Annotated in this window: 22 protein-coding genes; 13 read left to right on the top strand and 9 right to left on the bottom strand. The window is 59.6% G+C overall.

Features of this window, described 5'->3' with window-relative positions; translation table 11 throughout:
• Positions 1-89: 89 nt before the first annotated feature.
• Complete coding sequence (locus ACQY1K_RS21695) at positions 90-1,397, bottom strand: ABC transporter substrate-binding protein (protein WP_430259382.1); 1,308 nt, start codon at positions 1,395-1,397, stop codon at positions 90-92.
• 313 nt (positions 1,398-1,710) lie between these two features.
• Here ACQY1K_RS21695 and ACQY1K_RS21690 point away from each other — a divergent pair, with 313 nt between their 5' ends.
• Complete coding sequence (locus ACQY1K_RS21690) at positions 1,711-3,096, top strand: hypothetical protein (RefSeq protein WP_430259380.1); 1,386 nt, start codon at positions 1,711-1,713, stop codon at positions 3,094-3,096.
• 16 nt (positions 3,097-3,112) lie between these two features.
• Here ACQY1K_RS21690 and ACQY1K_RS21685 read toward each other — a convergent pair whose 3' ends face one another.
• From ACQY1K_RS21685 to mdoH, 5 genes are read right to left on the bottom strand one after another with little or no spacing between them, the layout of a single operon-like run.
• Positions 3,113-3,898: a class I SAM-dependent methyltransferase gene (locus ACQY1K_RS21685; RefSeq protein ID WP_430259378.1), complete on the bottom strand. Its 786-nt coding sequence runs from the start codon at positions 3,896-3,898 to the stop codon at positions 3,113-3,115.
• The gene (locus tag ACQY1K_RS21680) at positions 3,895-4,929 is read right to left on the bottom strand and encodes a glycosyltransferase family 4 protein (protein WP_430259376.1); all 1,035 of its coding nucleotides are present in this window, start codon (positions 4,927-4,929) and stop codon (positions 3,895-3,897) included. Before ACQY1K_RS21680 ends, ACQY1K_RS21685 begins: the two co-directional genes overlap by 4 nt.
• Before the next feature lie 26 nt (positions 4,930-4,955).
• Entirely contained in the window at positions 4,956-5,354 is a 399-nt protein-coding gene (locus ACQY1K_RS21675) for a 6-pyruvoyl trahydropterin synthase family protein (RefSeq protein ID WP_062458601.1), read from the bottom strand.
• Between the two features lie 20 nt (positions 5,355-5,374).
• The gene (locus ACQY1K_RS21670; protein ID WP_430259374.1) at positions 5,375-6,352 is read right to left on the bottom strand and encodes a zinc-dependent alcohol dehydrogenase; all 978 of its coding nucleotides are present in this window, start codon (positions 6,350-6,352) and stop codon (positions 5,375-5,377) included.
• Positions 6,349-8,253, bottom strand: coding sequence for a glucans biosynthesis glucosyltransferase MdoH (mdoH, locus tag ACQY1K_RS21665; protein WP_430259372.1), 1,905 nt, complete (start codon positions 8,251-8,253; stop codon positions 6,349-6,351). Before mdoH ends, ACQY1K_RS21670 begins: the two co-directional genes overlap by 4 nt.
• A 397-nt stretch (positions 8,254-8,650) precedes the next feature.
• Here mdoH and ACQY1K_RS21660 point away from each other — a divergent pair, with 397 nt between their 5' ends.
• From ACQY1K_RS21660 to ACQY1K_RS21645, 4 genes are read left to right on the top strand one after another with little or no spacing between them, the layout of a single operon-like run.
• Positions 8,651-9,811, top strand: coding sequence for a fumarylacetoacetate hydrolase family protein (locus tag ACQY1K_RS21660; protein WP_430259370.1), 1,161 nt, complete (start codon positions 8,651-8,653; stop codon positions 9,809-9,811).
• Between the two features lie 29 nt (positions 9,812-9,840).
• Entirely contained in the window at positions 9,841-10,374 is a 534-nt protein-coding gene (locus tag ACQY1K_RS21655) for a TRAP transporter small permease (protein WP_430259368.1), read from the top strand.
• On the top strand, positions 10,375-11,652 hold the full coding sequence (locus tag ACQY1K_RS21650; protein WP_062458589.1) for a TRAP transporter large permease subunit: 1,278 nt from the start codon (positions 10,375-10,377) through the stop codon (positions 11,650-11,652).
• A 50-nt stretch (positions 11,653-11,702) separates the two neighbouring features.
• Positions 11,703-12,707 carry a TRAP transporter substrate-binding protein gene (locus ACQY1K_RS21645; RefSeq protein ID WP_430259366.1) on the top strand — a complete coding sequence of 335 codons (1,005 nt, stop codon included), beginning with the start codon at positions 11,703-11,705 and terminating at the stop codon, positions 12,705-12,707.
• Positions 12,708-12,763: 56 nt separating this feature from the next.
• On the opposite strand, the gene ACQY1K_RS21640 is transcribed toward ACQY1K_RS21645, so the two are convergent.
• From ACQY1K_RS21640 to ACQY1K_RS21630, 3 genes are all read right to left on the bottom strand, one after another.
• Entirely contained in the window at positions 12,764-13,678 is a 915-nt protein-coding gene (locus ACQY1K_RS21640; protein ID WP_430259364.1) for a DMT family transporter, read from the bottom strand.
• Positions 13,679-13,689: 11 nt separating this feature from the next.
• Positions 13,690-14,892: a mandelate racemase/muconate lactonizing enzyme family protein gene (locus ACQY1K_RS21635; protein ID WP_430259362.1), complete on the bottom strand. Its 1,203-nt coding sequence runs from the start codon at positions 14,890-14,892 to the stop codon at positions 13,690-13,692.
• 127 nt (positions 14,893-15,019) lie between these two features.
• Positions 15,020-16,108, bottom strand: coding sequence for an RHE_PE00001 family protein (locus ACQY1K_RS21630; RefSeq protein ID WP_430259360.1), 1,089 nt, complete (start codon positions 16,106-16,108; stop codon positions 15,020-15,022).
• Positions 16,109-16,492: 384 nt separating this feature from the next.
• Between ACQY1K_RS21630 and repA the strand changes: the two genes are divergently transcribed.
• The 8 genes from repA to ACQY1K_RS21590 all read left to right on the top strand — a co-directional run bounded on the left by repA (position 16,493) and on the right by ACQY1K_RS21590 (position 26,086).
• The gene (gene repA, locus ACQY1K_RS21625) at positions 16,493-17,689 is read left to right on the top strand and encodes a plasmid partitioning protein RepA (RefSeq protein WP_430259358.1); all 1,197 of its coding nucleotides are present in this window, start codon (positions 16,493-16,495) and stop codon (positions 17,687-17,689) included.
• 3 nt (positions 17,690-17,692) lie between these two features.
• Positions 17,693-18,718 (top strand): plasmid partitioning protein RepB, encoded by a 1,026-nt coding sequence (gene repB, locus ACQY1K_RS21620; RefSeq protein WP_430259356.1) that lies wholly within the window; start codon positions 17,693-17,695, stop codon positions 18,716-18,718.
• A gap of 157 nt (positions 18,719-18,875) precedes the next feature.
• Positions 18,876-20,204 (top strand): plasmid replication protein RepC, encoded by a 1,329-nt coding sequence (gene repC / locus ACQY1K_RS21615; RefSeq protein ID WP_430259354.1) that lies wholly within the window; start codon positions 18,876-18,878, stop codon positions 20,202-20,204.
• 332 nt (positions 20,205-20,536) lie between these two features.
• Positions 20,537-22,171, top strand: coding sequence for an ABC transporter substrate-binding protein (locus ACQY1K_RS21610; protein WP_113110141.1), 1,635 nt, complete (start codon positions 20,537-20,539; stop codon positions 22,169-22,171).
• A gap of 72 nt (positions 22,172-22,243) precedes the next feature.
• Positions 22,244-23,257, top strand: a complete 1,014-nt coding sequence (locus ACQY1K_RS21605) for an ABC transporter ATP-binding protein (protein WP_062576657.1) — start codon at positions 22,244-22,246, stop codon at positions 23,255-23,257.
• Complete coding sequence (locus tag ACQY1K_RS21600) at positions 23,254-24,252, top strand: ABC transporter ATP-binding protein (protein ID WP_430259352.1); 999 nt, start codon at positions 23,254-23,256, stop codon at positions 24,250-24,252. Before ACQY1K_RS21605 ends, ACQY1K_RS21600 begins: the two co-directional genes overlap by 4 nt.
• A gap of 11 nt (positions 24,253-24,263) precedes the next feature.
• Positions 24,264-25,190 carry an ABC transporter permease gene (locus ACQY1K_RS21595; RefSeq protein WP_062458560.1) on the top strand — a complete coding sequence of 309 codons (927 nt, stop codon included), beginning with the start codon at positions 24,264-24,266 and terminating at the stop codon, positions 25,188-25,190.
• Between the two features lie 14 nt (positions 25,191-25,204).
• Positions 25,205-26,086, top strand: coding sequence for an ABC transporter permease (locus ACQY1K_RS21590; protein ID WP_325264329.1), 882 nt, complete (start codon positions 25,205-25,207; stop codon positions 26,084-26,086).
• The last annotated feature ends 3 nt before the right edge of the window (positions 26,087-26,089 follow it).

Raw genomic sequence — 26,089 nt, 5'->3', positions numbered from 1 at the left:
CTTGCCTTATTTGCTGCGGTTAGACAGGAAAAACGACGCGGGGTGAAGAGCGAAGGGACCTGACAGCCGATCCGTCCGGAAAAGACCGGTCAGAGCGACATTTTCGTGTAGTCCGCCGTCACCTCGTACATCCCGTCTTCGATCGAGGTCCGGTGCACGACATCCATCCGGCCGCCTTCGACCTTCGAGATGTTCTGATGGCCGTAGACCTGATGGTTCTTGCCGTTGAAGATCTTGTTGCCCTGCGGATGATCGCGGCCTTCCTCGAATGTCTCGATCGCTTCCAAGGCTTCGATGAATTTGGCCTTGTCCTGCGGGCCGCTATATCCGGATGCCTGCATCGCCTGCTTGATGGTGAACAGCGTTTCCCAGACCCCGTACATATGGGCGTAGGTGGCGATGTCCTTCGGATCGGCGATGCTTGCACCATTCTCGTTGACGCCGACTGCCGTGCGATAGAACTTGTCCCATTCGCTCTGGTCCTTCTGGGCGTAGCGGGGCATGCCCTCCCAGAAATAGGTCCCATCGAGGAAGCTCAGTTGCGGCGTCGAAAGATCGACGGCCTCGACGCTATCGATGAAGCCGAAGATCTGGGGTCGCTGCGAGCCGTAGAACTGACCGAGCTCGGTGACGAAGGTGAGAACCGCCGGACCGACCATGATGTGGTAGAGCACGTCGGTGTCTGCGGGAATTCGCGGCAGGTAGCGCGTAAACGATGTTTCCGTCGGTGGCACCGCAATCATCTCGACGACCTCACCACCCTGCGCCTTGATTGCGGGCGGAAGATTATCGCGGTGGTCATAGCCGAAGGCGTAGTCCGGGAAGATCATCGTGACTTTCTTGCCGAGGTTTTGCGTGATCCAAGGTGCCACTGACGTGACCTGGCTGCGAACGTCGGTGATGCCGGGCTGGAAGCAATAGCGGTTGAGGCTGCCCGAGGATACGTGGGTGCCTTCCGATACCACGAGATAGGGCATTTTCAATTCGCCCGCCCGCGGCGCGGCGGCGACGACGACGTGTGAAAACAGCGTCCCGAACACAGCATCGACCTTATGCTGGGTCGCGAATTTCTCAACGACTTCGGCGCCTCGTTTCGGATCCGTGCCATCGTCTTCAACGATCAGTTCCACGGGACGACCGTTGATGCCGCCCTCATCGTTGATGATCTTGACGGCAGCGCGTGCGACGCGCTCGTACCAGCGACCATAGGATGCGCCGATACCGGTGCGGTGGCATTCAAAGCCGAGCTTGATCGGGGCGGAGGTCTGGGCGTGCGAGTATCGGACGAAGCCCGGCGAGACGGAAGAAAGAATGCCCGCACCCGTTGCCGCGCCCATTCCAAGAAGGGTCGTCCGGCGGGTCACCGAGGATTTCGGTGCTGAAGTCTTGTCGGTCATTCGAAATTTCCTCTCAACGGTACTGACGCCCATCATGCTGATGCGATAGTCGATGGTCTACCAGGTGCCACCGACAATAAGAGCCCTACCATGTCCTATAGCAAAGAATTCCGCTGTTCAGGAGACCTGACAGGAGCGGCACGAGGCCCAGTCTGAGCGAAGATGTCGTGTTATGGGATACGCTTCTCCATCCCGGCATGATGTTTCAGCCGATCACGCCACCAGACGCAGGATGAACCCGTTGCCGTCATTTCCCCGAAAACACCGGTTGCCGGCCTGTCCATCGGCGACGGCAGCTCTCTTGTGGACGCTCATGCCCTGCACGGCCAGCGCGCACGGGACGGAACGCGGGCTGGTGATGCTGCTGCCGACCGAATATTACCTGACAGGCGGCGCGATCGTCGTCGCAGTTACCTTCGTCGCATTGCTGCTGGTTCCGTCGCGCTGGTTCACACATGCTGGCAGTGCCTCCATCACGCTCGATCGCCGGCCGGTGCCGCCGATCGTGATGGTCAGCACTCTGAGCTTCGTGCTTCTGCTGGTACTGATCGCCGCCGGCCGCTATTCGACAGGCGATCCGCTCGAAAATCCGCTGCCGCTTGTCGTCTGGACGCTGTTCTGGGTCGGCCTGACCTTGGTGCAGGCCTTGGTTGGAAACCTGTGGCCATGGCTCAATCCCTGGACGGGTCCTCTTCGCCTCCTGCGGCGAGCGACGGGCGGCAGGCTTGGCGAAGCTCCCCTGTTGAAGCTGCCGGAGGCCGTCGGTTACATCCCCGCGATCCTCCTGTTTCTGATGTTTACCTGGTACGAGCTGGTTTCGCTCGCCCCGGAGGACCCTCCCCGTCTCGCCATCGCCGTCTCGGTCTACTGGATTCTCAATTTCATCGCCATGCTGGTTTTCGGAGAGCGAGATTGGACAGAGCGGGGCGAACCCTTCTCGGTGTATTTCCGCATGATCGGCATGATCGCGCCCTTTGAAATCACGCCGCCGAAATCCGGAATATGGACGAGTGTCCGGTTCCGCTGGCCGGGGCAAGACTGCGTCGCGGCGGAGCCGCCGCCGATCAGCGCGGCCGTATTCCTGCTGCTGACGCTCGGAACGGCGTCCTTCGATGGCTTTGCAGAGACCTTTACCTGGCTCTGGATGATCGGGGTGAACCCGCTGGAATTTCCCGGCCGCAGCGCTGTGACCCTGCCGAATACGTTCGGTTTGATCGCCGCTCCGGCGGTGCTCGCAGTGATCTATTTTACGGCTGTCATATCAGGAGCCCGGCTTGCCGGAGAGGCACGATTAGTCGCTGATCGAGGGCTGATCACGCATTTGGTCTATTCGATCATTCCGATAGCGGTTGCCTTCCATGCAGCCCACTATCTCAGCCTGCTTCTGATCAACGGGCAATATCTCTACTCTGCGATCTCGGATCCCTTTGCGCTTGGCTGGGATCTGTTCGGCACCGCCGATCGCCACGTCACGGCATCGATGCTGATCGACATCAACAGTGTCGAAAAGCTCTGGATCGCACAGACCGCGATCATCGTGGCCGGGCACTGCATCGGCATTCTGATCGCCCACATGATTGCGCTCAAGCACTTCGTGAAACCGGCAAGCGCCACCATCAGTGAGGCTTTTCTGGCCCTTGCGATGATAGGCTATACCGTCTTCGGCCTCTGGCTTCTTTCCACCCCGACAGCGGGATGATCGGGGTGGCAACCAATCAGCGGAGGAGAAGCATATCCCAGTGCCCGACTTCGCAGGCCGAACGCGATGCCATCTCGAGACGCATCCGTCGCCAGTCGTCCAGCATCGCCTTCTCTATTCGGTCCGTCTCAGACGCAGCGTTTGCCATGCCGTCAATGAACTGTCGCTGCAATTCGGCTTGATCGCCGCCGAGGCGCCAGGGGCTCTGACCGGTAAGAACCTTGAAGCCCGCCTGCTCTGCCAGTCTGGCCAAGACCGCTTCCGCCGTTGGACCAAGCGCCGGTCCAAAGCCCTTGTCGCGGCGTTGATGGGTATTGAACGCTTCGACAACCAAGGCATCCGCCTCGTGCGCGATCTCCCAGCTGCAGACGCCATCGTAGTTGAGCGCCGTATAGAGGCCGATGTCACGCTTCGCGAGGAGATGCAGAAGACGCTCCAGAAATTCGGCGGAGACCAGGTCGAAAAGCGCAGATGCTGTCACCAGCCTCGCATCCGTGAAGAGCTCAGGCGCCAACTGGCTAAGGTCGGCCTGCAGGCATTTCACCTGGTCGGGCATGCCGAGCCTGTTTGCCGCTTCTTCGAGCAGTTGCGGATCGTTGTCGACAAGCCGCCAGTGCCAGGACGAACTCTGGGGCGCGAGTGCGCGGACAGTGGAGCCGGTTCCGCAGCCGAGATCGACGACCGTCGCGCCGTTCCCGTCTGCGGTCACACTTTCAATGGCCGACCGCCGGAGGTCGGGATCGCGCGCAGCGTTGTCCGCGGGCTCGCGCAGATCGAGCCAGACCGTGTCGAAACCACTCATCGCATTTCCTCCAGGAAATCGGAAAGCACCTTTGCCGTTGCGGGCCAATCGGGCAGCTGCTGGCCAACGGCAAGTGCGCCCGCAGAATAAGCTTGTCGCGTTTCCGGCTGGTCGATCAGCAGCGCCAGAGCTTCGGAGAGCCCGGCGATGTCGCCCGGTTCCACGAGTATCCCGGCATCGTCAGTCACCAGATCCGGTATCGCCCCGCCGCGACAGCCGACGATGGGCAGGCCGCGCACCATGGCTTCCGCAAAGGCCATGCCGTAGCCTTCGTAGCGGCTGGCGAGAGCAAAAATATCCGCTTGGGTATACTCGGCTGCAACATCTTCAAGCGCGCCCGTCAAAGTCACCCGGTCGGAGAGCCCGCACGCCTCGATCTGTCGTCGCAGATCGGCCGCGCAGTGACGATCCATGTCATCGCTGCCGACGATCCGGCACTGCCACTTGCGATCGGAGATGCGCTCGAGCGCTGAAATCAGCGCCGCATGATCCTTGCGCTGCGTCAGCGATCCCACCGACAGGATCATCACCCCGTCTCCGCCTGTGCTGCCTGATGCAGGCTTTCCCTGCTCCGTTCCGGGCACCGCGACACGCACGAGATCCGGCGCCACGCGGAATTGCGACACCAATGTCCGGGCCGTGCTGGGGCTTGTGACGACAACACCCTTGGCGGCACCAAGTGCTGTCATTTCGCTCTTCCTCAACCGCTCGGCAGCGGCGACCGGAATACCGCTTTCAAGTGCCAGCGGATGATGGACAAGTGCTACCAGCGTGAGGCGGGCCGCCTCCAGCGTGGCAATCGCCGGCATCGCGCCAAAGGCCAGGCCATCGACGAGAACGAGACTTCCATCGGCAAGAGCTGCAAACTTTTCTGCAGTTTCGGCCAGCTCGCTTTCGCTAGGCTCCGGAAAGCCACCGGGAAGCTGCAGGTGCTCCACAGTCCAGCCGATCGCCCTGAGCTCCTCGATCATCCGCCGGTCATAGCCATAGCCGCCGCTGCGGATCTCGATGTCGCCAGGGATGGCGAACACGAGCCGTCGCTCTTGTGATGCGGCGTTCAAATTGCGGCCTCGTACCAGGCACGCGCCACATGGCTTTCATGCAGCGTCACCTTGAGACGGCGGATGCGGACACCGCCGGGACCAAGATCGCCGGCAGCGATGCCGGCCTTCAGCTGATCGAACACGTGCTTGGCAAGCACCTCCGTCGTGGTGACCTTGCCGCGGAAAATCTCCAGCTCGTCGAGGTTCTGATAGTTGAGCGGCGCAACGATTGCTTTCAGCACCGTCGTTGCAAGGCCGATATCGACACCGAGCCCGTTTTCATCGAGGTCTTCGGTCATGAAGGCGGCATCGACGATAAAGGTCGCTCCATGCATCGCCTGGGCCGGGCCGAATACCTCCCGTGGCAAGCTATGGGCAATCATCATGTGGTCGCGAACTTCAACTGCAAACATGCGGGGAATGTCCTTTCAGACTAACGGTATCGGATACGGTGGCAAAGGGTGCCGGGATCGGCGAGAATTTGGCAATAGTCTTGGGCAAGGTCGGGAAAGTCCGTCTCGCCGGAGAAGAGTTTGTCGAGGCGGTCATCCGCAAGCAGTGCAAGTGCCGCGGCCAGACGCCGCGAAAAAGGCCACCTTGCGCGCCTTTGAACCGGTACGTTGCCGACCTGCGAAGCGACGATCGACAGGCGTTGACTGTGGAAACGACCGCCCAGCGGAATATTCACGCTGCCTTCGCCATACCAGGACATCTCGACGATCCGCGCCTCGAAGCCGGCGAGCGCAATGGATGTGGCAAGACCTGCGGCCGTGGCTGACGTGTGGATCACCACATCGCATCCGCCGTCACCGTCGTTCGCCTGTTCGGGTGATGCAAACCGGCATCCGAAATCTTCGGCAAGACCGCGGCGATCGCCATTGACGTCCACGACGGTGACTTCGGTGCCCGGGATCCTTGCGGCGAGATAGGCAATCAGAAGCCCGACGAGCCCTGCACCGACGACCGCGACCTTGTCTCCAGGAAGAATGCCGGCATCCCAAACGCCGTTGAGGGCCGTCTCCATATTGGCTGCAAGGACGGCGCGCGAGGCGGGCACGCCTGCTGGAACCGGCACGACCATCTCAGCGGGGGCGTGGAAGGCATCCTGATGCGGATAGAGGCAGAATACTGTCCGGCCGACAAGCGCTTCCGTGCCGTCCTTTGCGGTTCCGACCACCGCGTAGCCGTACTTGATCGGAAACGGGAATTCTCCATCCTGCAACGGCGCCCGCATGCTGTCATATTCGCTTTCGGGGACCGAGCCGGCTGCCACCAGGGATTCCGTGCCGCGGCTGATGGCGCCGAAGAGGCTCTCCACCAGAACATCGCCGTTTCCGAGCGGACCAAGCGGTGTCACCCGCAATTCAGGCTGGTTCTCTCGCACCAGCCACAAGGCCTGCGCTATCGTCATGCTTGGCCATCGCGTGCCGGCTTGGGAAACTTGCCTTCAACTCTGGCGGACGGACGACGCCAGAGACGGGCTTCATGCGGAACGAGGCGGGTGAGGACCCGCGGAAGACAGCCTTCCTCGGGAATTGCGAACAGTCCGAGACGGGTCGTCCAGTAACCGAACCGCTGCGAGGCCGTGAAGACGGTGAACGGGATCGCCAGACAGAGACCGGCGACCACAGGCAGAGCCCAGAAGATCGCGTACCCACCGATCAGGCCCGTTATGATCGTTGCGAGGCCAACGCCGATCAATGTCTGAAGGCCCATCGCCTTAATAGCTGTGCCGAGCGTAACGCCGAGCCGGTCGCGGTTCTGACCGCTCCAGGTGACCGAACGTCCGAACAGAAGACCGATCAGGAACACCGAGACATAGACGGCAACGATGGGCGCCATGATCATCGAGGCCAGAAGTTCGATCACCGCCGACAGACCGAAGCGCAATGGTCCGCCATAGGAGCGGATCGCGCCGGGGGTAAGCAGCACATCGACGACGCCGGCGATCTTGGGGGTGACCGACAGAAGAAAGATGGTGATGAACGACCAGAAGCCGAGTTCGATATAGGTCGCATCAAAGCCGCCGGTCACACCCTTCCATGCGGCGGCAAACGTGGCAACGATCCAGGCCGGCGGTGCGACATACATCAGGACCGCCTGAAAAAGCTGGAACCTGCTGAGCGGCTTAAGGCCCGGCTCAAAAAGGAAACGCCAATACTGCATGTTGCCCTGGCACCATCGCAGATCTCGCTTGGCAAACTCCAGCAATGTCGGTGGGTTGGCTTCGAAGCTCTGTGTCTCGATCGGCAGCACACGAACTTCGTAGCCGCCCCGACGCATATAGGTCGCTTCCAGCTGGTCGTGGCTCAGCACATGGCCGCCCAATGGCGGCGATCCCGGGAGAACGGGCAGATTGCAGTGGGCCTCAAATGCCGCGGCGCGGATCAGTGCGTTGTGCCCCCAGTAAGGCCCGCAATCAGCGCTCCACCATGCGGAGCCGAGCGTGAAAGACCGCATTCCGTGACGCATACCGAACTGGAACATCCGGGCAAAGCCGCTTTCGGCGGGCACTCCGACGACGAGGGTTTGAAGAATGCCGAGCTCCGGTCGTGCCTCCATGGCGGCGACCAGCCGTATCATCACGTCGCCGGACATGACGCTGTCGGAATCCAGCGGCAGGAAAAAGTCGTAGCGGCTTCCGTGTTCCTTCAGGAAGTCCTGAATATTGCCCGCCTTGTAACCGGCATTGTCAGCACGACGACGATAGACCGGCCGGTTACCGCCATCCGCCACGACATGAGCGGCAACGAGATCGAAGCCCGCTTCTTCCAACTGGATGATGTCGGGCTCGGACGTGTCGCTGAGGACGAAGAACCGAAAGTGGCGTTGGAGGCCGGTCGCCTGAAGGCTCTTCTGCATCGCCTCTATCCGGGCAAAGACGGGTCGCGGATCTTCGTTGCGCAGGAATATCGTCAGCGCTGTCCGCGACGACAAAGCGATCGGCTGGCTTCCCTGACCCTGCGGATAGAAGGGGTAGATGCTTTTGGAGGGGTCGCCGGGGCCGTGCTGGAGGACGATCCCGATCACGGCGTTCCAGAACCCAAGCACCGTCCACGGCGTTGCCAGCATGAACCCGATCAGCATGACGGCTTCCGCACCATCAATGCCATCTGGGGAAAGAAGTCGGTAGACGACATACCCAAGCCCCGCGATCGTTGCGAGGTTGAGCGCCAGAACAATACGACGGCGCCACCGGACTGGAAGTCCGGAATATTGGAAGTCGGGACTTCGTTCGGGATCCGACTGCCAGCCCGTTGCACTTTGGTCGGCAGCCATCGCGTTGAGAACGCCTTCTTTTAAATTGCCCATGCGCAACACTTAGGCTGAACCTCCGTCCTAGCAAGCGCCGAGCGATTTCAAATGAAGTTTACCGACGCCGTTGCCCCGCTCCAGATCCGCGCCAGTGCGCAAACAGCCGCAGGTTTTACTGGGATCCTTTTGGATCGTCCGTCACCGCTCGAGGTAGGATGATCCTTCATCCGTCGCCTGGTCAGCTTGCATCGACTTCATTGGGGCGCACCGGAACGACACCGTGCGTCGGCGTTCTTTGCCCGCGTATATTGTATAGATGATCCCCAGAATTGACAGGGTTGCAGTACTGGACACAAAGAAAAACACTCAGTAGAAAGCTCAAGCGACGTTGTCAGACATCGGACAACAGATTGACGGGTGGAGGCCTGATCGATCGGCCGCGTGGAGGATCATAATGACTATACATGGCGGGCTGACGCCCGAACTGATTTTACCGCAGGATAGCGAGACCGCCACTCTGGTTGGTCGTGTCTGGTCGAAGGCTGCGGACGGCCCCTGCCCTGTCCTTTACCGGAATGGTAGGCTTCTGGATCTTTCGTCGCTCGCTGCGACGCTGTCAGCACTGCTTGAGATCGACGGCCTGGTGGAGCGCCTGACGGCAGCCACCGATTGGACGGATCTCGGCTCTCTCGATGACTTCCTAGACGGCACTGCCGGAACGCTGCTGGCGCCAGTTGACCTGCAGGCGATCAAGGCCGCGGGCGTAACTTTCGCAGACAGCATGCTGGAACGGGTCATCGAGGAACAGGCCAAGGGCGATCCGCTTCGGGCCCAGGAGATCCGTGGTCGCTTGGCGCCGGTACTGGGCGACAGCCTCAAGGGGCTTGTGGCCGGCTCGGAAAAGGCAGCAAGCGTGAAGGCGCTGTTGCAGGATATGGGGCTTTGGTCGCAGTATCTCGAAGTCGGGATCGGTCCGGATGCGGAAATCTTCACCAAGGCCCAGCCCATGTCGGCCGTCGGCTGCGGGTCGCTGGTCGGGATTCACCCGAAGTCGGATTGGAACAATCCCGAACCGGAAGTGGTGCTTGCTGTCACATCCACGGGTGCGATTGTCGGTGCGACGCTTGGCAATGACGTCAATCTTCGCGATTTCGAAGGACGGTCCGCCCTCCTTCTCAGCAAGGCAAAAGACAACAACGCATCCTGTTCTCTCGGTCCCTTCATCCGACTGTTCGACGGCGAATTTTCGCTCGAAGACGTCAAGAAGTCGGAGATCTCGCTTGTCGTCAAAGGCCCTGAAGGTTTCGAGATGACGGGCGTTAGCCCGATGCAGGCAATTAGCCGCACGCCGGAAGATCTCGTTTCGCAGCTTCTCAACCGCAACCATCAATACCCTGATGGCGCCGTATTGTTTCTCGGCACCATGTTTGCACCGGTCAAGGATCGGCGCGGCAAGGGTCTGGGCTTTACGCACGAGATCGGCGACCGCGTCGAGATTTCGTCGCCAAGGCTTGGGCGACTGGTGAATTGGGTGGAAAATAGTGAAGCCTGCCCGCCCTGGGACTTCGGGCTGACGGCTTTGATGAAGAACCTCGCGAAGCGCAAGCTCTTGTAGCCGCCGCGGTTGATGGGAGGAGGAACCCGATGCAACGAATAAACGATCTCTTTTACCGCTTTCTGGAACTGCTGCTGATCCTGCTTTTGGCAGGTATGGCAATCATGGTGTTCCTCAACGTGGTGCTGCGCTACGGTTTCAACTCCGGCCTCAACATATCGGAAGAGCTATCGCGCTACTTCTTCGTCTGGCTGACCTTTATCGGTGCAGTCGTGGCGTTTCGCGAACATTCCCACCTTGGTGTGGAGTCGCTGGTCGCCATGCTCGGTCGCTCGGGCCGTATCGCCTGCATGATCATTTCGAACCTGCTGATCATCCTGTGTTCGGCAATTTTCTTCTGGGGCACATGGGTCCAGTTGCCGATCAACGCCAGCATGGTCGCACCTGTGACCGGGCTTTCCATGGCGTGGGTCTACGGCATCGGCTTCTTCACCGGTGGAGGATGCGTGCTGATCGCGCTGGAGCGGCTGTTGCGTCTCGTGACCGGTCGCGTCACCGACGCGGAAATTGCGGCGTTCACGGGTGAGAACCTCACGATCGAACAACTGGCGGAGCGGACCTAAATGACTCTTTTCGTCTTTGTTGGATCGCTGCTCGGCGCGATGGCCGTTGGCGTCCCCGTTGCCTTCTCGCTGATTTTCTGCGGCGTCGTGCTCATGTGGTACATGGACATGTTCAACAGCCAGATCATCGCGCAGAACATGATCGCGGGCGCTGATACATTCACCCTGCTCGCTATCCCCTTCTTCATTCTTGCCGGCGAATTGATGAATTCCGGCGGTTTGTCGAAACGCATCATCGATTTCGCAATCGCCTGCGTCGGCCATATCAGAGGCGGCCTCGGGATCGTCGCGATCTTTGCAGCGCTCATCATGGCCAGCATTTCGGGTTCGGCCGCTGCCGATACGGCCGCCCTTGCCGCCATCCTCATCCCGATGATGGCCAAGGCAGGCTATAATATTCCCCGCTCTGGCGGTCTGATCGCTGCCGGCGGCATCATCGCCCCGGTCATTCCCCCGTCGATGGCGTTTATCGTATTCGGCGTTGCCGCAAACGTGTCGATCACCCAGCTCTTCATGGCTGGCATTTTTCCCGGCATCCTGATGGCCGTCTCACTGATCATTACCTGGCTGATCGTGGTGCGCAAAGATAACGTCCAGGCGCTTCCGAAGACTACCTACAAGGAACGCCTGCACGCAACCGGACGCGCTGCCTGGGCGCTCGGCATGCCTGTGATCATCCTCGGCGGCATCAAGATTGGCATCGTGACGCCGACCGAAGCTGCCGTCGTTGCCGCCGTCTATGCGATGTTCGTCGGCATGGTAATCTACAAGGAACTGAAGCCGAGAGACCTTCCGCACGTCATTCTGCAGGCCGCCAAGACGACTTCGGTCATCATGTTCCTCGTCTGCGCGGCACTCGTATCGGCATGGCTCATCACGGCTGCGAATATTCCGGCAGAAATCGCCGGCTATATCGAACCGCTGATTGATCGCCCGACGCTGTTGATGTTCGTCATCATGATCCTGGTTCTGGTTGTCGGTACGGCACTCGATCTGACGCCGACCATCCTGATCCTGACGCCGGTTCTCATGCCGATCATCAAGCAGGCGGGGATCGATCCGGTATATTTCGGCGTGCTCTTTATCATCAACAACTCGATCGGCCTCATCACGCCGCCGGTCGGTGTTGTGCTCAACGTCGTCAGCGGTGTCGGGAGAATACCGCTTGGCAAGGTGACGGCCGGGGTGTGGCCGTTCCTTCTGGCGCAGTCGCTCGTGCTTTTCCTGCTCGTGCTGTTTCCCGATCTTGTGATCGTGCCCGCACGTTGGTTGCATTGACGGCCTGCCATTCAACCTGTTCACATCAACGTCCAACTGGGAGGACTACTATGAAGAGACTGCTTCTTGCCACCACCGCGATCGCGCTTGCCTGCTCCACAGCGGCACCGGCCTTCGCCGAATTCAAGAGCCGCAACATTCGCGTTTCTAACGGCATCAATGCCGACCATCCGGTCGGTAACGGCATCAAGGCCATGCAGGAATGCCTGGACCAGAAGTCCGGCGGCAAGCTGAAGCTGACCGCTTTCTGGGGCGGCGCTCTTGGCGGCGACCTTCAGGCAACCCAGGCCCTGCGCTCGGGCGTTCAGGAAGCCGTCGTCACATCCTCGTCTCCGCTCGTCGGCATCATTCCGGCACTCGGCGTCTTCGACCTGCCGTTCCTGTTCCGCGATGCGCCGGAGGCCTACAAGGTGCTCGACGGCAAATTTGGCGACGAGATGAACAAGAAGCTCGACGGCGCCGGTCTGGTCAATCTTGCCTATTGGGAAAACGGGTTCCGCAACCTGTCGAATTCCAAGCGCGCCGTCACCAAGTGGGAAGATTTCTCGGGGATGAAGGTTCGCGTCATGCAGAACAACATCTTCCTCGACACCTTCCAGAACCTTGGTGCAAACGCGACCCCGATGGCCTTCGGCGAAGTCTATTCGGCGCTCGAGACCAACGCGATCGACGCGCAGGAAAACCCCTATGTGACAATCGACACGTCGAAGTTCTTCGAAGTGCAGAAATACGTCACCGAGACCAACCACGCATATACGCCTTTCCTCTTCCTCTTCTCCAAGGCGATCTTCAACACCTATTCGCCGGAAGAACAGACTGCACTGCGTGAATGCGCAGTGGTCGGTCGCGATGTGGAGCGCCAGGTGATCGGCGATCTCAACAAGAAGTCGCTGGAAAAGATCAAGGCCGCCGGCCTGGAGGTGAACACGCTGTCGCCTGAGGAGCAGGCTCGCATTCGTGAAAAGTCGCTTGCTGTCTATGAAAAGCACAAGGAACAGATTGGTGCCGATGTGGTTGATGGCATCCTGGCGGAACTTAAGGAAGTCCGTAAGTAAGCATCAGCCTTCGGCAGACGAGCCCGCGACGTTACCGTCGCGGGCTTTTTTCATGGCTATTCAACCGCGATCGGCTGCACCCTTTGGCGCTTCTTCAGCGTCTGCTCGCGCAGGAAGATGAAGACGCCGGAACCGACGATCAGTGCTGCACCGATCAGCATTCCGAATCTCGGCATATCGCCAAAGAACAGCCAGCCGAACAGAACCGCCCAGAGCAAAAGCGTGTACTGTAGGGGAGCGACCGTTGCCGCATCCGAGATCTTCAATGCTCTGTTAACGAGAACATGAGCGGTCATTGCTACTATGCCGAGCAATGCAAGCAGGCCAAAATCGCGGGTAGAAGCGATCGGCGACCAGTCGAAAGGCGCAAAAGCAAGGCCTGCAAGTGCCGCACCGACAATCTGGAAAAAGACAAGCGTCCGGTCTGGGGTGGCCCTCAGGAAACGACCTGAAATCATCATGAACGCGAAGGCGGCACTGCCGAAGATGGATACGATCGCTGGCGGACTGATCATCGCGCTCGACGGTTCGAGCGTGATGACGACACCGATAAAGCCGATGCCGATTGCAGTCCACCGACGCCAGCCTACTCTTTCACCGAGTAGAAGTGGCGATGCCGCGGCGACATAGATTGGTGCTGCGAGCCAATAGGTCATGACGTCTGCGAGCGGAAGATACATCACGGCATAGTAGAAGCAGAAAACCTCGGCAGTGGAGCAGAACACCCGAAGGGCCTGCATGCCGGGTCGTTCGACCTTCAGCAGAGAGCCGAATCCCTGAAAGAACAGGAAAGGCAGCAAGATGACAAGCGCGGCGAGGCTGCGCAGAAGCACGACCTGTCCAAGGCCGTAGCTCGAAACGAGCCACTTCCCCATGGCGTCGTTAAGCGCAAACATGACCATGCCGAGCAGCATGATGAGGGGCCCGGCCATGCGCGCCGAGACGATTTGCTTGGAGATGGATGCGATCATGCCGCGATGCCCTACATGTCTGCGAGGTTTGAGAAACGCCGTGTTACGGTGAAGACCTTGTCCAGGTCTGGATTGAGGTCCATTCCGAGGCCAGGACCAGGCGGAACCGTGATCATGCCGTTCTTCACCTCAGGCAGTGCGGTGACGAGATCGCGGTACCACGTCTTGTAGAAGGCGCGCACACTTTCCTGCACCAGCGCATTGGGTGCGTTAAGCGACAGGTGCGTCGATGCGCCGAGGACAACCGGACCGGTGCAATCGTGCGGAGCGATCGGCAAATGCCAAGCCTCCGCCATCGATGCGATCTTGCGTGCTTCCGACAGCCCGCCGCACCAGGAGATGTCCAGCATGACGATGCCGGCGACGCCCGTTTCGAGATAATCCCGGAAACCCCAGCGCGTTGCCAAGGTCTCAGATGCTGAGATTGGTGCGGGCGTTACGTCGGCATAACGACGCAGGCTCGACAGGCTATCCATCTTGATCGGGTCTTCATGCCAGAACGTGCTGTAGGGCGTCAGCGCCTTGGCAATCTGCATCGCTGGCAGGAGCTGCCACATGGAGTGAAACTCCACCATGATGTCGATCTTGTCGCCGACAGCGTTGCGGATCTTTTCGAATGGCTGAAGCGCTGCGTTGAGATCGGAAGGTGAAATATACTGTCCCCTCGTCTTTTCGGCGGCGGCATCGAAGGGCCAGATCTTCATCGCCGTGATCCCCTCCTCCAGCAGCGAATGTGCCAATTCGTCCGCCCGGTTGAGAAATCCGTTGAGATCGTCGTAGTCCGAGCCGGTCGACAGGCCATAGTTGCCCGTGGTCTGGCCAGTGGATTTCTTGATATACTCGGTGCCGGCGCAGGTATTGTAGGTGCGGATTTCCTTGCGGCTGAAGCCGCCCAACAACTGCGCGATCGGCTGGCCCGTGACCTTCCCGAACAGATCCCACAACGCGATGTCGAAAGCCGAGTTGCCACGCACCTCGGCACCCGAGGATCGGAACCCGACATAGCCCACGAGGTCCTGTGCGAGAAGATCGATGGCAAGCGGATCGCGGCCGAGCACCCGCGGTGCAACATATTCGTGAATGTAGCTTTCGACCGTCTCTGCCCCGAAGAACGTCTCGCCGAGACCGGTCCGCCCTTCATCCGTATGAACCAGAACCCAGATCAGGTTTGCGCGCTCTGCAACTCGCACGGTTTCGAGTTTCGTGATCTTCATTGATGCCTCCCTTAATGTCCTCCACGACATACCCTCATCATTAAGGGATCGTTTGGACGATAGAAAGGCCGGGAACACTCGTTTCAGTTCGCTTTTGTCTTTATTTGCAACGCGTTAACCCGTCAGATCAAAGTATTCCCCAGGCGCGAAAGCGCCCTCGCCCGGTAAATTCACGAAGATTGAGTTCGGCAGCAATTTTCAGCGCGCCCTGCGGGGTTATCTCCAGTGCGTCGGCAATCATCCCGCTCGAAACAAGCGGGCGCGACAAGACAAGTTCGATTAGCTGGGGAAGCCGCGACGACTGTCGCCGACCCACCAGACGGCGCTCGAGCTGCTGCTTGGCGAGCAACAACCGCTGGTGCTCTTTCATGCCATGCTCGGACGCGAGCGCAATTGCTTCCGTGAACGCGAGAAGCCTCACCATGCGGTTCCTGCTCATTCTGCGCTCCCGCGACACCTGCCGGAGACCGAAGTTGGCCGCGGACAACTGCGTTTCGGTTAACCCGGCTTCGCGCAACACCGCGCTCGCCAGCAAACGTCCAAGCCATGGCGCATGCTTCGACACCTGCAGGTGAAACCAAGCGTCCCACGCAACGGCGGCCCTGAGGAGGGGCGGCATGGACTGCGTTTCGTCCAGCACCACGCGCCATTCCGACAGACGAGCGTCCTCGTCCCAGTCCTCGTCATAGATGAGAGCGTCCCGGCCTGGTATCTTCATCGCACGAACGCTTACGGCGTCCGCAAGCAACGCCTGGCTTCGCGCGAGAACAGCATCGATAGCTGCCAAGGGATCCTCGAAATCATCGTCACGCGAGATCGTTGCGAGCCCTCTCGGTGCCGCTTTGATCTCAATGTCTTGAGCCTCGTCATGACGACCGGACCGCAGCGCGGCAAGACCAGCAGCGCTCAATGCCCATTCCGGTTCGCTCGCCGCAATTCGCCGGCGCGTTCGCAGTACGTCATGGGCAACTGTCAATTCGTGAGTGGAGGCTCGAACTGCCATCCCTGCGTCATGAAGAACAAGGTCTTCGATATGGACAAGTTCCCCATCGATCCACAGGGACGAGCAGGCTTCCAAGAATTGGGCGCGATCGATCCAGCCTTGCCGTACGGGGGAACTAGCGATCCGCTCATCGAGTCGTACAACGCCGGCTGTCGCTGCGGAGATCGGTCCGAACAACTCACCAAAGTCTATTTTTGAGAGATCGTAACGCATTGAAAGCGTTATAGTTCAATGCCGTTGTGAAAGCTAGCGTCAAGTTCGGTTTCTCTACCGGACACAAGATGGATGCGTCCGTGAGATGGAACCGTTTAGCTTCTGGCGTGATGGATCAAGCTAGCATCTGTATGGTGATAAGCAAGCACCATAAACACTTACAGACAGGTTAAAGATGGCAAAGGTTTAGCGATCCACTCAGCAAAATCTGATACCTTACCCCGCCCCACTTCCCGTTGTCCGCGGACAACGAGCGCGACTTTTGCTCTCCACAGGCGCAAAATTCATTTGCATTGAATCATTTGTACAACTCGTGCGAATCGGGGCATATTCAACTGCGCAGTTTTCCGAAGAACTTCGCCAATTGCGCAGTTGGAGAGAAAGATGCCGCAGCCAAGCTTGAAAGTCAACGAACCTCAGGAGCACTTGCCAACGACTCTGGCAACAGATGCCCAGGAGCTTGCGCATCAACTTCAGATGCATCAAGCGAAAATCTTCGCACCGACATCTCAAAAGACGATCCGGCCCTTCCAGCCAGCCGAAGCCGCGAGCTTCATCGGCATCGGAGAAGGCTATCTCCGTCAGGTTGCCGCAGAAGGATACGGACCCGAGCCGCTGGCGAACGGTCGGCGTGTTTATCTTCCGACCGACATGGATCGTATTCGGCAGGTTCTCGACGAAAAGAACGGCGTGGCGAAATACGTACCGGCCCGCCGTCCTGGCGAAAAGCTGCAGGTCATTTCCGTCATGAACTTCAAGGGCGGAAGCGGCAAGACGACGACGTCCGCGCATCTCTCCCAGTATCTTGCCCTTCGTGGTTATAAGACGCTCGCGATCGATCTCGATCCGCAGGCGTCTCTGTCGGCGTTGTTCGGGCATCAACCCGAGCTCGATGTGGGCGAAGGCGAGACGCTCTATGGTGCGATCCGCTATGAGGATCCGCGCCCTATTTCGGAAATTGTCCGCTCCACCTACACACCGAACCTGCATATCCTGCCGGGCAACCTCGAGCTGATGGAGTTCGAGCACGAAACACCAAAGGCCATGGCGTCGGGACAGGTTGCGACGATGTTCTTTGCCCGCATCGGCGAAGTTCTTGCCGATATCGAAGACCTTTACGATGTCGTCGTCATCGATTGCCCGCCGCAGCTCGGCTTCCTGACCATGTCGGCGCTTTGCGCCTCGACATCGACTTTGATTACCGTTCACCCGCAAATGCTCGACGTCATGTCGATGTCGCAGTTTCTCTCGATGACCAGCGAACTGATGTCGGTTGTTGAGCGGGCAGGGGGGCGGACAAGCTATGACTGGATGCGATATCTTGTGACGCGGTTTGAACCCAATGACGGCCCACAGAGCCAGATGACGGGCTTTATGCGCGCCATCTTCGGCAATCGTATGCTTCACAACGCCATGTTGAAGTCGACAGCGATCTCCGATGCCGGCGTCACGAAACAGACACTGTATGAGGTCGAGCGCAATCAGTTCACCCGCGGCACCTATGACCGGGCGATGGACTCGCTCAATGCCGTGAACCTCGAGATTGAAGAATTGATCCGGTCCGTGTGGGGGAGGCGCTAAGAGATGGCACGTAAAAACCTGATCGGCATCTTCGAACCTTCGGCGCCGGACAACAATTCAGCACCAGCGCCGACACCGGTTGCACCCCCGGCTGCTCAATCGTCACGCCCTTTGGCCGGAATGGCACCCGCCGTGCGCAGCGGTGTCCCCGTTGGTGGCATCACGAGAACGCTTGGCAGCATCACGCAGAAGATGGAACGGGCGCAGGATCTCGAGCGGCAGCTTTCGGAAGGGCTTTCCGTCGTTGAACTGGATCCATCGCTGATCGACAGTTCCTTTGTTTCCGACCGTATGCTGATCGATGGCGAAGCGCTTTCCCAACTGGTCGAGCAGGTTCGCGAGCATGGACAGCAGGTGCCGATCCTCGTGCGGCCTCATCCCGACCAGTCGGGCCGGTTCCAGGTCGCCTACGGTCACCGCCGACTTGCAGCCGTCCGACAGCTGGGCCTCAAGGTCAAGGCGGTTGTCCGCGTTCTGACCGATGACCAGCTGGTCGTCAGCCAGGGCCAGGAAAACAACGCCCGAACGAACCTCTCGCATATCGAACGCGCCTTGTTCGCCACCCGTCTTGAGGATCGTTCGTTCACGCGCGATATCATCATGGCAGCACTTGGCGTCGACAAGGCAGCCTTGTCAAAAATGATCAGCCTGGTCCGGGCGATTCCGATGGAAATCATCGATGCGATCGGTCCGGCACCTGAGGTTGGCCGTAGGCGGTGGACGGAGCTGTCGGAAAAGCTCAATGCCGGGAACATTCCAAAGCTGCTCTCGTCCCTTCAGAAGGGCAGGGCAGAGGGTAAGACAAGCGACGAGCGTTTCCAGCTCGCGTTTACACAGTTGTCCGCGAAACCTGAGGATAGTGGCAAGCCGGCTCAAGCACAGCTGAGCGGTCTGCCGGTTGTCATGCGCAAATCGGGAAACCGGTCGACATTCGTGTTCGATGCGAAAAGCGCACCGGGTTTTGACGATTTCGTCAGCGAACGGCTCACGGGCCTTTTCGCAGAATTTAAACGCAACAAGGGAGTTTGATCAGCAAAAGAAAAAGGCCCCCGAACGACCAAGGTCGTGGAAGCCTCTCTCCGATTTCTAGCAAGATCGAGAATCGCATTTCCACGAATCACAGTCAATAGTCTTTGGCACCGTTTTGGTGAGCGGCTTTCTTTTGCCTGAAAAAAGGTGAGAGAAAATGGAGAGTGGAACTGTAACGACGCCCTTTGGGCGGCGATCGATGTCGTATGGGCTTTTGGCAAACCACCAAAAAGCGAGCGAAATCGCATCGGGAATCAAGCGGTCGAAGTGGAAACTGTTTCGGTCGATATGCGAATCACGGTCGTCCCTTGGGATCAGTGACCGGGCACTGACCGTGCTCGACGCTCTCCTGACCTTCTATCCAGGCGATGAACTTTGCGAAGATGGCAATCTCATTGTCTTCCCGTCGAATGTCCAGTTGTCTTTACGCGCACGCGGAATGGCACCGGCAACGCTGCGCCGCCATCTTTCCGTACTTGTGGAGACCGGACTGATCCTGCGCAAGGATAGCCCCAACGGCAAACGTTATGCGCGCCGTAGTTCAGGTGGCAAACTCGATGACGCTTTCGGTTTCAGCCTCGCACCGCTTCTGGCGCGTGCACGAGAGATCGAAACACTCGCCGCAGAGATTGCCTACAAGCGAGATCAACTTAAAGCTGCAAAGGAGAGAATTACCCTCTGCAGACGGGATCTTGCGAAACTTATCACATTCGCGATTGACGAGAACATCTCAGGCGATTGGCAGCAGGCGCAAACCAACCTGCAGGTCGTGCTGAGTGCAATCCCACGGGTCCTCACGCTCGATATCGCGGAACCGCTGATCGCCAAACTTTCCACGTTGCGGGAAGAAGTCGTCAACCAGTTGAAATCGCATATTAAATCGCACGAGATGAGCGCCAATGGATCTCAGAGTGAGCGCCACATACAGGATTCAAAAACAAATATCATCTCTGAATCTGAAATCGCATCCAACAACAGTTTCGGCCTCAACCATGCGGAAGATGCTTTGATCATTGAGACCGCAATCGAAGAAACTGATGATCAATTCAATGCTCCAGACAAACGCAGTCCTTCGAACCGCATCAGTTCCACCAAGTCGCTACCATTGCCGTTCGTTCTCCAGGCCTGCACCCAGATCAACGATTATGGGCCAAGAGCCGGGATCACGTCTTGGAGGGATCTGATTACGGCAGCCTACGTGGTTCGTTCCACGCTGGATATAGCGCCAGCCGTCTATGAGCGCGCAGCTATCGTGATGGGGCCCGAAAATGCCGCGACAGTGCTTGCCTGCATGCTCGAACGAGCGGAGCATATTACGTCTGCTGGAGGCTATCTGAGGGACCTGACACGCCGGGCAGAAAAGGGTGAATTCGCGACAGCACCGATGCTGATGGCCCTGATTAGGGGCGGTCGATCGAAACCCGATGCGTATCCCACTACGGCCCAACTCCGACCAGAACCCGCCAAAGCCGCCTGGGTTTGCTGATGGGGAAATCGACAGCTCTCACCTAGGAGGCGGTAACAAGGACTTCGGCCGCACCATCACTGAGCGTTCTAGAAATCACTGAGACCGCCTCCGTGCTGACCATCAGCGTGTCTGCGGTTCGCGTCTACGAGTGGAAATCGAACACACAGACAAACGTCACATCCGCGTAACATTGGTCCCCTAGAGCTACCCCAAGTCAGCGGCGCGGTTGAGGGTCTTTCCCAAACACGCGGCCAGCCGGCTCAAACTTGTTTGTCGATTTCGAGTGGCATCTGACGCGGAAACCATTGTGTTTTCCGTGAACGCATTCACTCGCCCACAGGAGAGATCCAATGCTTTCTATCAACCGTCGCCACGCTTTGGGGCTGATGTCAGCCGCAGCAGGCACCATTGTCCTTCCTCGCATGTCCTTTAGCCAGTCGACACGCCCATCGGTGACGATTGCCGTTCAGAAGATCACCAACAACAACACGTTGGACGTCTGGAACGAACAGTCGAACGTTGGCGAACGCGTGTTCTTCCCCAACCTCTGGGAAGGCCTGATCGGCCGCGACTGGATGGGCAATCAGGGTCCTGTTGCCAGTCTCGCCACCGAATGGAAGCGCATCGACGACAAGACGCTTGAATTGAAGCTCCGTCAGGGCGTGAAATTCCACAACGGCGACGAACTGACGGCTGAAGATGTTGCGTTCTCCTTCTCCAAGGAACGCCTGTTCGGCAATACCGAGCCAAAGGGCGGCAAGACCGTCTTCGAAGCCGACAACAAGCCGACCACGGTCAAGGAACTGCCGGCGATCGTTCCCGGTGTCGCTCGTCGCCTCTGGCCGGCACTGGCCGGTGTCGAAGTCGTCGACAAGCACACCGTGCGTTTCCACAATGCAACGCCTGACATCACGCTCGAAGGCCGCCTTTATTCCTTCGGCAGCCAGATCACCAACCGCCGCGCCTGGGACGAAGCCAAGAGCTATACGGATTGGGCCCGCAAGCCGGTCACGACCGGTCCTTACATGGTCTCCGAATTCAAGCCAGACGTGTCGCTGACGCTCGTCGCTTTCGACGAATACTGGGGTGGCCGTCCGCCGCTGCAGCAGATCCGCTTCGTCGAGGTTCCGGAAGTCGCTTCCCGCGTCAACGGCCTCCTGTCCGGCGAATACGACTTCGCCTGCGACCTGCCGCCGGATCAGATCTCCGCGATCAAGGCCGCTCCGGGCCTCGAAGTGCAGAGCTCGACCATCTGGAACCACCGCATTTCCACGTTCAACACGCAGAACCCGGTTCTTGCCAACCCGCTGGTCCGTCGCGCGATGACGCATTCGATCGACCGTCAGGCGATCGTGGAAGCACTGTGGGCTGGCCAGACAGTCGTTCCGGCCGGACTTCAGTTCGACTCCTTCAAGACATCCAACATGTATGTCGAAGGCTGGGCTGCGCCGGAATTCAACCCGGAGCTTGCTCGCAAGCTTCTCAAGGAAGCCAACTACAAGGGCGACGCCATCCCGTATCGCCTTCTCAACAACTACTACACCAACCAGACTGCGAACGCGCAGATCATGGTCGAGATGTGGAAGCAGGTCGGCCTCAACGTCGAAATCCAGATGAAGGAAAACTGGGCGCAGATCCACGATCCGGCAGGCGTCAAGGGTGTTCGCGACTGGTCCGCTTCCAACTCGATCAACGATCCGATCACGCCACTCGTCGTCCAGTTCGGACCAAACGGCGAAGCGCAGCAGAAGAAGGACTGGACGAACGAAGAGGTCAACAAGCTTTCCGTCATCATGGAAACCTCGACTGACCGCGCCCAGCGCCACAAGGCTTTTGCCCGCATGCTGGAAATCTGCGAACGCGAAGACCCCGCCTATCAGGTCCTGCACCAGAACGCCGTCTTTACCGGCATGAAGAAGTCTCTGAAGTGGAAGGCAGCACCTGCCTTCGCCATGGACTTCCGCACAGCCAACTGGAACGCCTGATCGTTCTGATGTCTCACGCCGGCCGCGGAATTCGCGGCCGGCGCATCTGCTTATAAAATGGAGGTGCGTTCCATGGTGAAAAACCTTGTGGAACTGCGCGGCCTGAAGGTCGCTTTCGACGGCGTTCAGGTACTGCATGGTATCGATCTCGATATCGCCCGCGGCGAGGCGATTGGCCTTGTCGGTGAATCCGGTTGCGGCAAGTCCGTCACCTGGCTCGCGGCACTCGGGCTTCTGCCCGGAAAAGCAACGGTCAGCGGATCAGTCCGCGTCGACGGACAGGAAATCCTGGCACAGCCACGACACGTGCTCGAAGGCGTGCGCGGCAAGCGGATCGCAATGATCTTTCAGGATCCGTCCAGCTCGCTCAATCCGGTTCTGCGCGTCGGTCGCCAGATCACCGAGGCGTTGGCGATCCATCGCGGCCTTCACGGGGAGGCTGCAAAGGCGGAAGCGCTGCGGCTGCTCGATATGGTCGGCATTCCGGATGCAGGGCGGCGCATCGATCTCTTTCCGCACGAATTCTCGGGCGGCCAGTGTCAGCGCGTGATGATCGCCATGGCGCTTGCCGGCGAGCCGGATCTGCTCGTTGCCGACGAGCCGACAACGGCTCTCGACGCGACGATTCAGGCTCAGATCCTTGATCTTCTCATCGCATTGCGCGCCGAAACCGGCATGGCGACCATCTTTATCAGCCATGATCTGGGCGCTGTCTCGCAGGTCTGCGAGCGCGCCTGCGTCATGTATGCCGGCCGTATCGTGGAGCAGGGGACAATCCAGGCCCTGTTCGACAACCCGCGCCATCCTTACACGCGCGGTCTCTTCGATGCCATTCCGCGTCTGGATGGTCCGCGCGACCGATTGATCCCCATTCCCGGCACGGTTCCCAATCCACGCGACCTGCCGGAAGGCTGCGCTTTCTCGCCGCGCTGTTCGCATGCCGCAATCGACTGTCGGACCCGCATGCCGGCTCTTCAGTCCACGGATGATGGGCGGCTTCTGTCCTGTCACCATCCCGTCGGTTCCCATCCTCCGATCGGCGTCACGCATCCCGTCGAGGCACGCGTTCTGGAGCCGCTGTCATGAACGACCGTTTCAAAACGCCGCTCATCGAAGCGAAAGGTCTGGTCCGAACATACGAGGTTCGCCAGGGCATGTTCGGACGCGCGACACCCGTGCGCGCCGTCGATGGCATTGATCTGAAGGTCATGCCGGGAGAGACGCTCGGCATCGTGGGCGAGTCCGGATCCGGCAAGTCGACGCTCGGCCGCATGCTGCTCGGCATCGATCCGCCGCAGGAAGGCCAGGCTCTCTTCGAAGGCAAGCCGATGCCAAAGCTCGCAACGCCGGAATGGCGTGCATTGCGGGCAAAAATGCAGTTCGTCTATCAGGATCCGCTGGCAGCGCTCGACCGCCGTCTGACGATTGCCGAGCAGATCGGCGAGCCGCTCGCCATCCACAATCTCGTGCCGAAGCCCCATCGGGAAACGCGCGTCGCCGAGTTGATGTCGGCCGTTGGGCTGAGACCCGATCAGGCGGGTCGCTATCCGCATGAACTTTCGGGCGGTCAGCGTCAGCGCGCCGTCATTGCCCGGGCGCTTGCGTCGCGGCCGAAGCTTCTGGTCTGCGACGAACCCGTTTCGGCGCTCGACGTGTCGATCCAGGCGCAGGTGGTCAACATGCTGCGCGACCTGCAGGAAAAGAACCAGATCGCCATGGTCTTCATCAGCCATGACCTGAAGGTCGTGCGCAATATCGCCGACCGCGTCGCCGTCATGTATCTCGGCCGTATCGTCGAGGAGGCGTCCTCGGACGTCATCTTCAAGACGCCGCTGCATCCCTATACCAAGGCGCTGGTGTCCAGTGTGCCGGTGCCGGGCAAGCTGCTTCAAGGCCGCGTCATCCTGCAGGGAGAGCCGCCGAACCCTGCCAACCGCCCATCCGGCTGTGCCTTCCATCCCCGCTGCCCGCTCGCCGCCGATATCTGCCGCACCAGCGTGCCGCAGCTTCTGTCGGTTGCCGACGGCCGAACCGCGGCCTGTCACATGGTGACCCGCGCCGAGGCGTCGGTCGCGGCCTAAAGGATTTCCCGATGTTTCGTTTCGCTTCCATCCGCCTTCTTCGCGCGCTCATCACCATCCTTGCCGTCATCACCTTTGCCTTCGTCGTGTTGCGGCTGTCGGGTGATCCGGCCCAGGTCATGCTTGGTCCCGATGTTCCGCAAGAATCCGTCGATGCCTTCCGCAAGGCCTGGGGCCTCGATCAGCCGCTGTGGATCCAGTACCTCTCCTATATCCGGGCGATCTTCACCGGCGATTTCGGCGTCTCCATGCGTGACAAGGCCTCGGCCATGCAGCTGGTGATCGAGCGAATTCCGGCAACCCTTCAGCTGACGATCCCGGCGCTGTTCCTGAAGGTCGTGATCGGCATCCCGGCCGGCGTCTATGCGGCCCTGCATCGCCAGAGCGCGATCGATCGCGGCGTTATTCTGGCTGCCATTTTCGGCTTCACCATTCCGTCCTTCGTCATGGGCCTGCTTCTGGTGCTGATCTTTTCGATCACGCTCGGGCTGCTTCCATCCGGTGGGCAGGACACGTGGCAGCACGGCATCCTGCCGACGCTGACGATGAGCATCGGCGGTATCGGCATTCTCGCGCGCTTTTCGAGAAGTGCGATGATCGAGGTGATGGGCCAGCCCTATATCCGCACGGCTTCTGCCAAGGGGATGAAGTGGCAGGATGTCGTCTGGAAGCATGCGCTGCCGAATGCGGCAGTTCCCATCGTCACCATCGTCGGGTTCATGGTCGGCACGTTGATCGCCGGCGCGGTCGTGGTGGAATCGATCTTCTCCTGGCCCGGCATCGGTCGCCTGCTGGTCGTCTCGGTCAGCAACCGGGATCTCGCTGTGGTCCAGTGCATCCTGCTCCTGGTCGCCGCAACCATGGTCGTGTCGAACCTTATCGTCGACCTGCTGTACGGCTTTCTCGATCCACGGCTTCGCGCCCAGAGCGCTCACTAGAGAGGAGGCCGGTCATGACTGTTACTGATATCGCCCGCCCACAATCGCCCAACCTGTCTCTCTTCACACGCTTCATCAAGCAGGTCCGCAAGGTTCCGTTCTCCGTTTCCTTCGGCATCGTCTGGCTGATCGGGATGGTCCTGGTTGCCGTGTTCGCAGATGTCATCCGCCCCTATGGCATTACCGCCATGGATCTGCGCGCCCGTCTGTCGCTGCCGGGCAATCCCGCGCATCTGCTGGGCACTGACGAACTCGGCCGCGATGTCCTTTCGCGCCTGCTTCAGTCGATCCGCGTGTCGCTGGCGATCGCCTTTGGTGCAACGATCATCTCCGCCGTGTTCGGCACCGTGCTTGGCTTTGCCGCGGCAAAGTTTCGGGGCGCGGTCGAGCATCTCGTGCTCGTGCTCGCCGATTTCCAGGCTGCTCTGCCGTTCCTCATCATGTCGCTCGCCGTCCTCGCCTTCTTCGGTTCGTCGATGCCACTTCTGATCGGTCTGATGGGTTTCTACGGCTGGGAGCGTTATGCCCGCATCGCCCGCGGTCTCGCGATCTCGGCCAGTGCGCAAGGCTATGCGTCTGCCGTTGTGCAGCTCGGCGCCACGCCTGGGCGCGTCTACCTGCACCACATCCTGCCGAACGTGGCCTCGACCCTGATCGTCTCGATGACGCTGACCTTTCCGGAAATAATCCTGATGGAAAGCGGGCTCTCGTTTTTGGGACTCGGTGTGCAGCCGCCGGAAACCAGCCTTGGCAACATGGTGGGCTTCGGCCGCGAATACCTGACACGGGCGCCGTGGATCATGCTGGCGCCGGCCTTCGTCATCATGGTGACGACGCTTTCCATCTCGCTCGTTGGTGACTGGCTGCGCGACAAGCTCGATCCGACCCTTCGCTGATCA

Origin of the sequence: Neorhizobium sp. IRS_2294 (assembly GCF_050500145.1) — a bacterium.
GTDB lineage: Bacteria > Pseudomonadota > Alphaproteobacteria > Rhizobiales > Rhizobiaceae > Neorhizobium > Neorhizobium soli.
The sequence above is the reverse complement of the archived record's forward strand: the minus strand, read 5'-3'. Positions and strand labels throughout refer to the sequence as shown.

Excerpts from the sequence above, each read along its gene's own strand:
- mdoH (WP_430259372.1), bottom strand. The coding sequence starts at position 8,253 with ATGGGCAATTTAAAAGAAGGCGTTCTCAACGCGATGGCTGCCGACCAA.
- ACQY1K_RS21630 (WP_430259360.1), bottom strand. The coding sequence starts at position 16,108 with ATGCGTTACGATCTCTCAAAAATAGACTTTGGTGAGTTGTTCGGACCG.
- repC (WP_430259354.1), top strand. The coding sequence starts at position 18,876 with ATGGAGAGTGGAACTGTAACGACGCCCTTTGGGCGGCGATCGATGTCG.
- ACQY1K_RS21605 (WP_062576657.1), top strand. The coding sequence starts at position 22,244 with ATGGTGAAAAACCTTGTGGAACTGCGCGGCCTGAAGGTCGCTTTCGAC.
- ACQY1K_RS21640 (WP_430259364.1), bottom strand. The coding sequence starts at position 13,678 with ATGATCGCATCCATCTCCAAGCAAATCGTCTCGGCGCGCATGGCCGGG.
- ACQY1K_RS21590 (WP_325264329.1), top strand. The coding sequence starts at position 25,205 with ATGACTGTTACTGATATCGCCCGCCCACAATCGCCCAACCTGTCTCTC.
- ACQY1K_RS21690 (WP_430259380.1), top strand. The coding sequence starts at position 1,711 with ATGCCCTGCACGGCCAGCGCGCACGGGACGGAACGCGGGCTGGTGATG.
- ACQY1K_RS21645 (WP_430259366.1), top strand. The coding sequence starts at position 11,703 with ATGAAGAGACTGCTTCTTGCCACCACCGCGATCGCGCTTGCCTGCTCC.
- ACQY1K_RS21660 (WP_430259370.1), top strand. The coding sequence starts at position 8,651 with ATGACTATACATGGCGGGCTGACGCCCGAACTGATTTTACCGCAGGAT.
- ACQY1K_RS21655 (WP_430259368.1), top strand. The coding sequence starts at position 9,841 with ATGCAACGAATAAACGATCTCTTTTACCGCTTTCTGGAACTGCTGCTG.
- repA (WP_430259358.1), top strand. The coding sequence starts at position 16,493 with ATGCCGCAGCCAAGCTTGAAAGTCAACGAACCTCAGGAGCACTTGCCA.
- ACQY1K_RS21685 (WP_430259378.1), bottom strand. The coding sequence starts at position 3,898 with ATGAGTGGTTTCGACACGGTCTGGCTCGATCTGCGCGAGCCCGCGGAC.
- ACQY1K_RS21695 (WP_430259382.1), bottom strand. The coding sequence starts at position 1,397 with ATGACCGACAAGACTTCAGCACCGAAATCCTCGGTGACCCGCCGGACG.
- ACQY1K_RS21600 (WP_430259352.1), top strand. The coding sequence starts at position 23,254 with ATGAACGACCGTTTCAAAACGCCGCTCATCGAAGCGAAAGGTCTGGTC.
- ACQY1K_RS21650 (WP_062458589.1), top strand. The coding sequence starts at position 10,375 with ATGACTCTTTTCGTCTTTGTTGGATCGCTGCTCGGCGCGATGGCCGTT.
- ACQY1K_RS21595 (WP_062458560.1), top strand. The coding sequence starts at position 24,264 with ATGTTTCGTTTCGCTTCCATCCGCCTTCTTCGCGCGCTCATCACCATC.
- ACQY1K_RS21675 (WP_062458601.1), bottom strand. The coding sequence starts at position 5,354 with ATGTTTGCAGTTGAAGTTCGCGACCACATGATGATTGCCCATAGCTTG.
- repB (WP_430259356.1), top strand. The coding sequence starts at position 17,693 with ATGGCACGTAAAAACCTGATCGGCATCTTCGAACCTTCGGCGCCGGAC.
- ACQY1K_RS21610 (WP_113110141.1), top strand. The coding sequence starts at position 20,537 with ATGCTTTCTATCAACCGTCGCCACGCTTTGGGGCTGATGTCAGCCGCA.
- ACQY1K_RS21635 (WP_430259362.1), bottom strand. The coding sequence starts at position 14,892 with ATGAAGATCACGAAACTCGAAACCGTGCGAGTTGCAGAGCGCGCAAAC.
- ACQY1K_RS21670 (WP_430259374.1), bottom strand. The coding sequence starts at position 6,352 with ATGACGATAGCGCAGGCCTTGTGGCTGGTGCGAGAGAACCAGCCTGAA.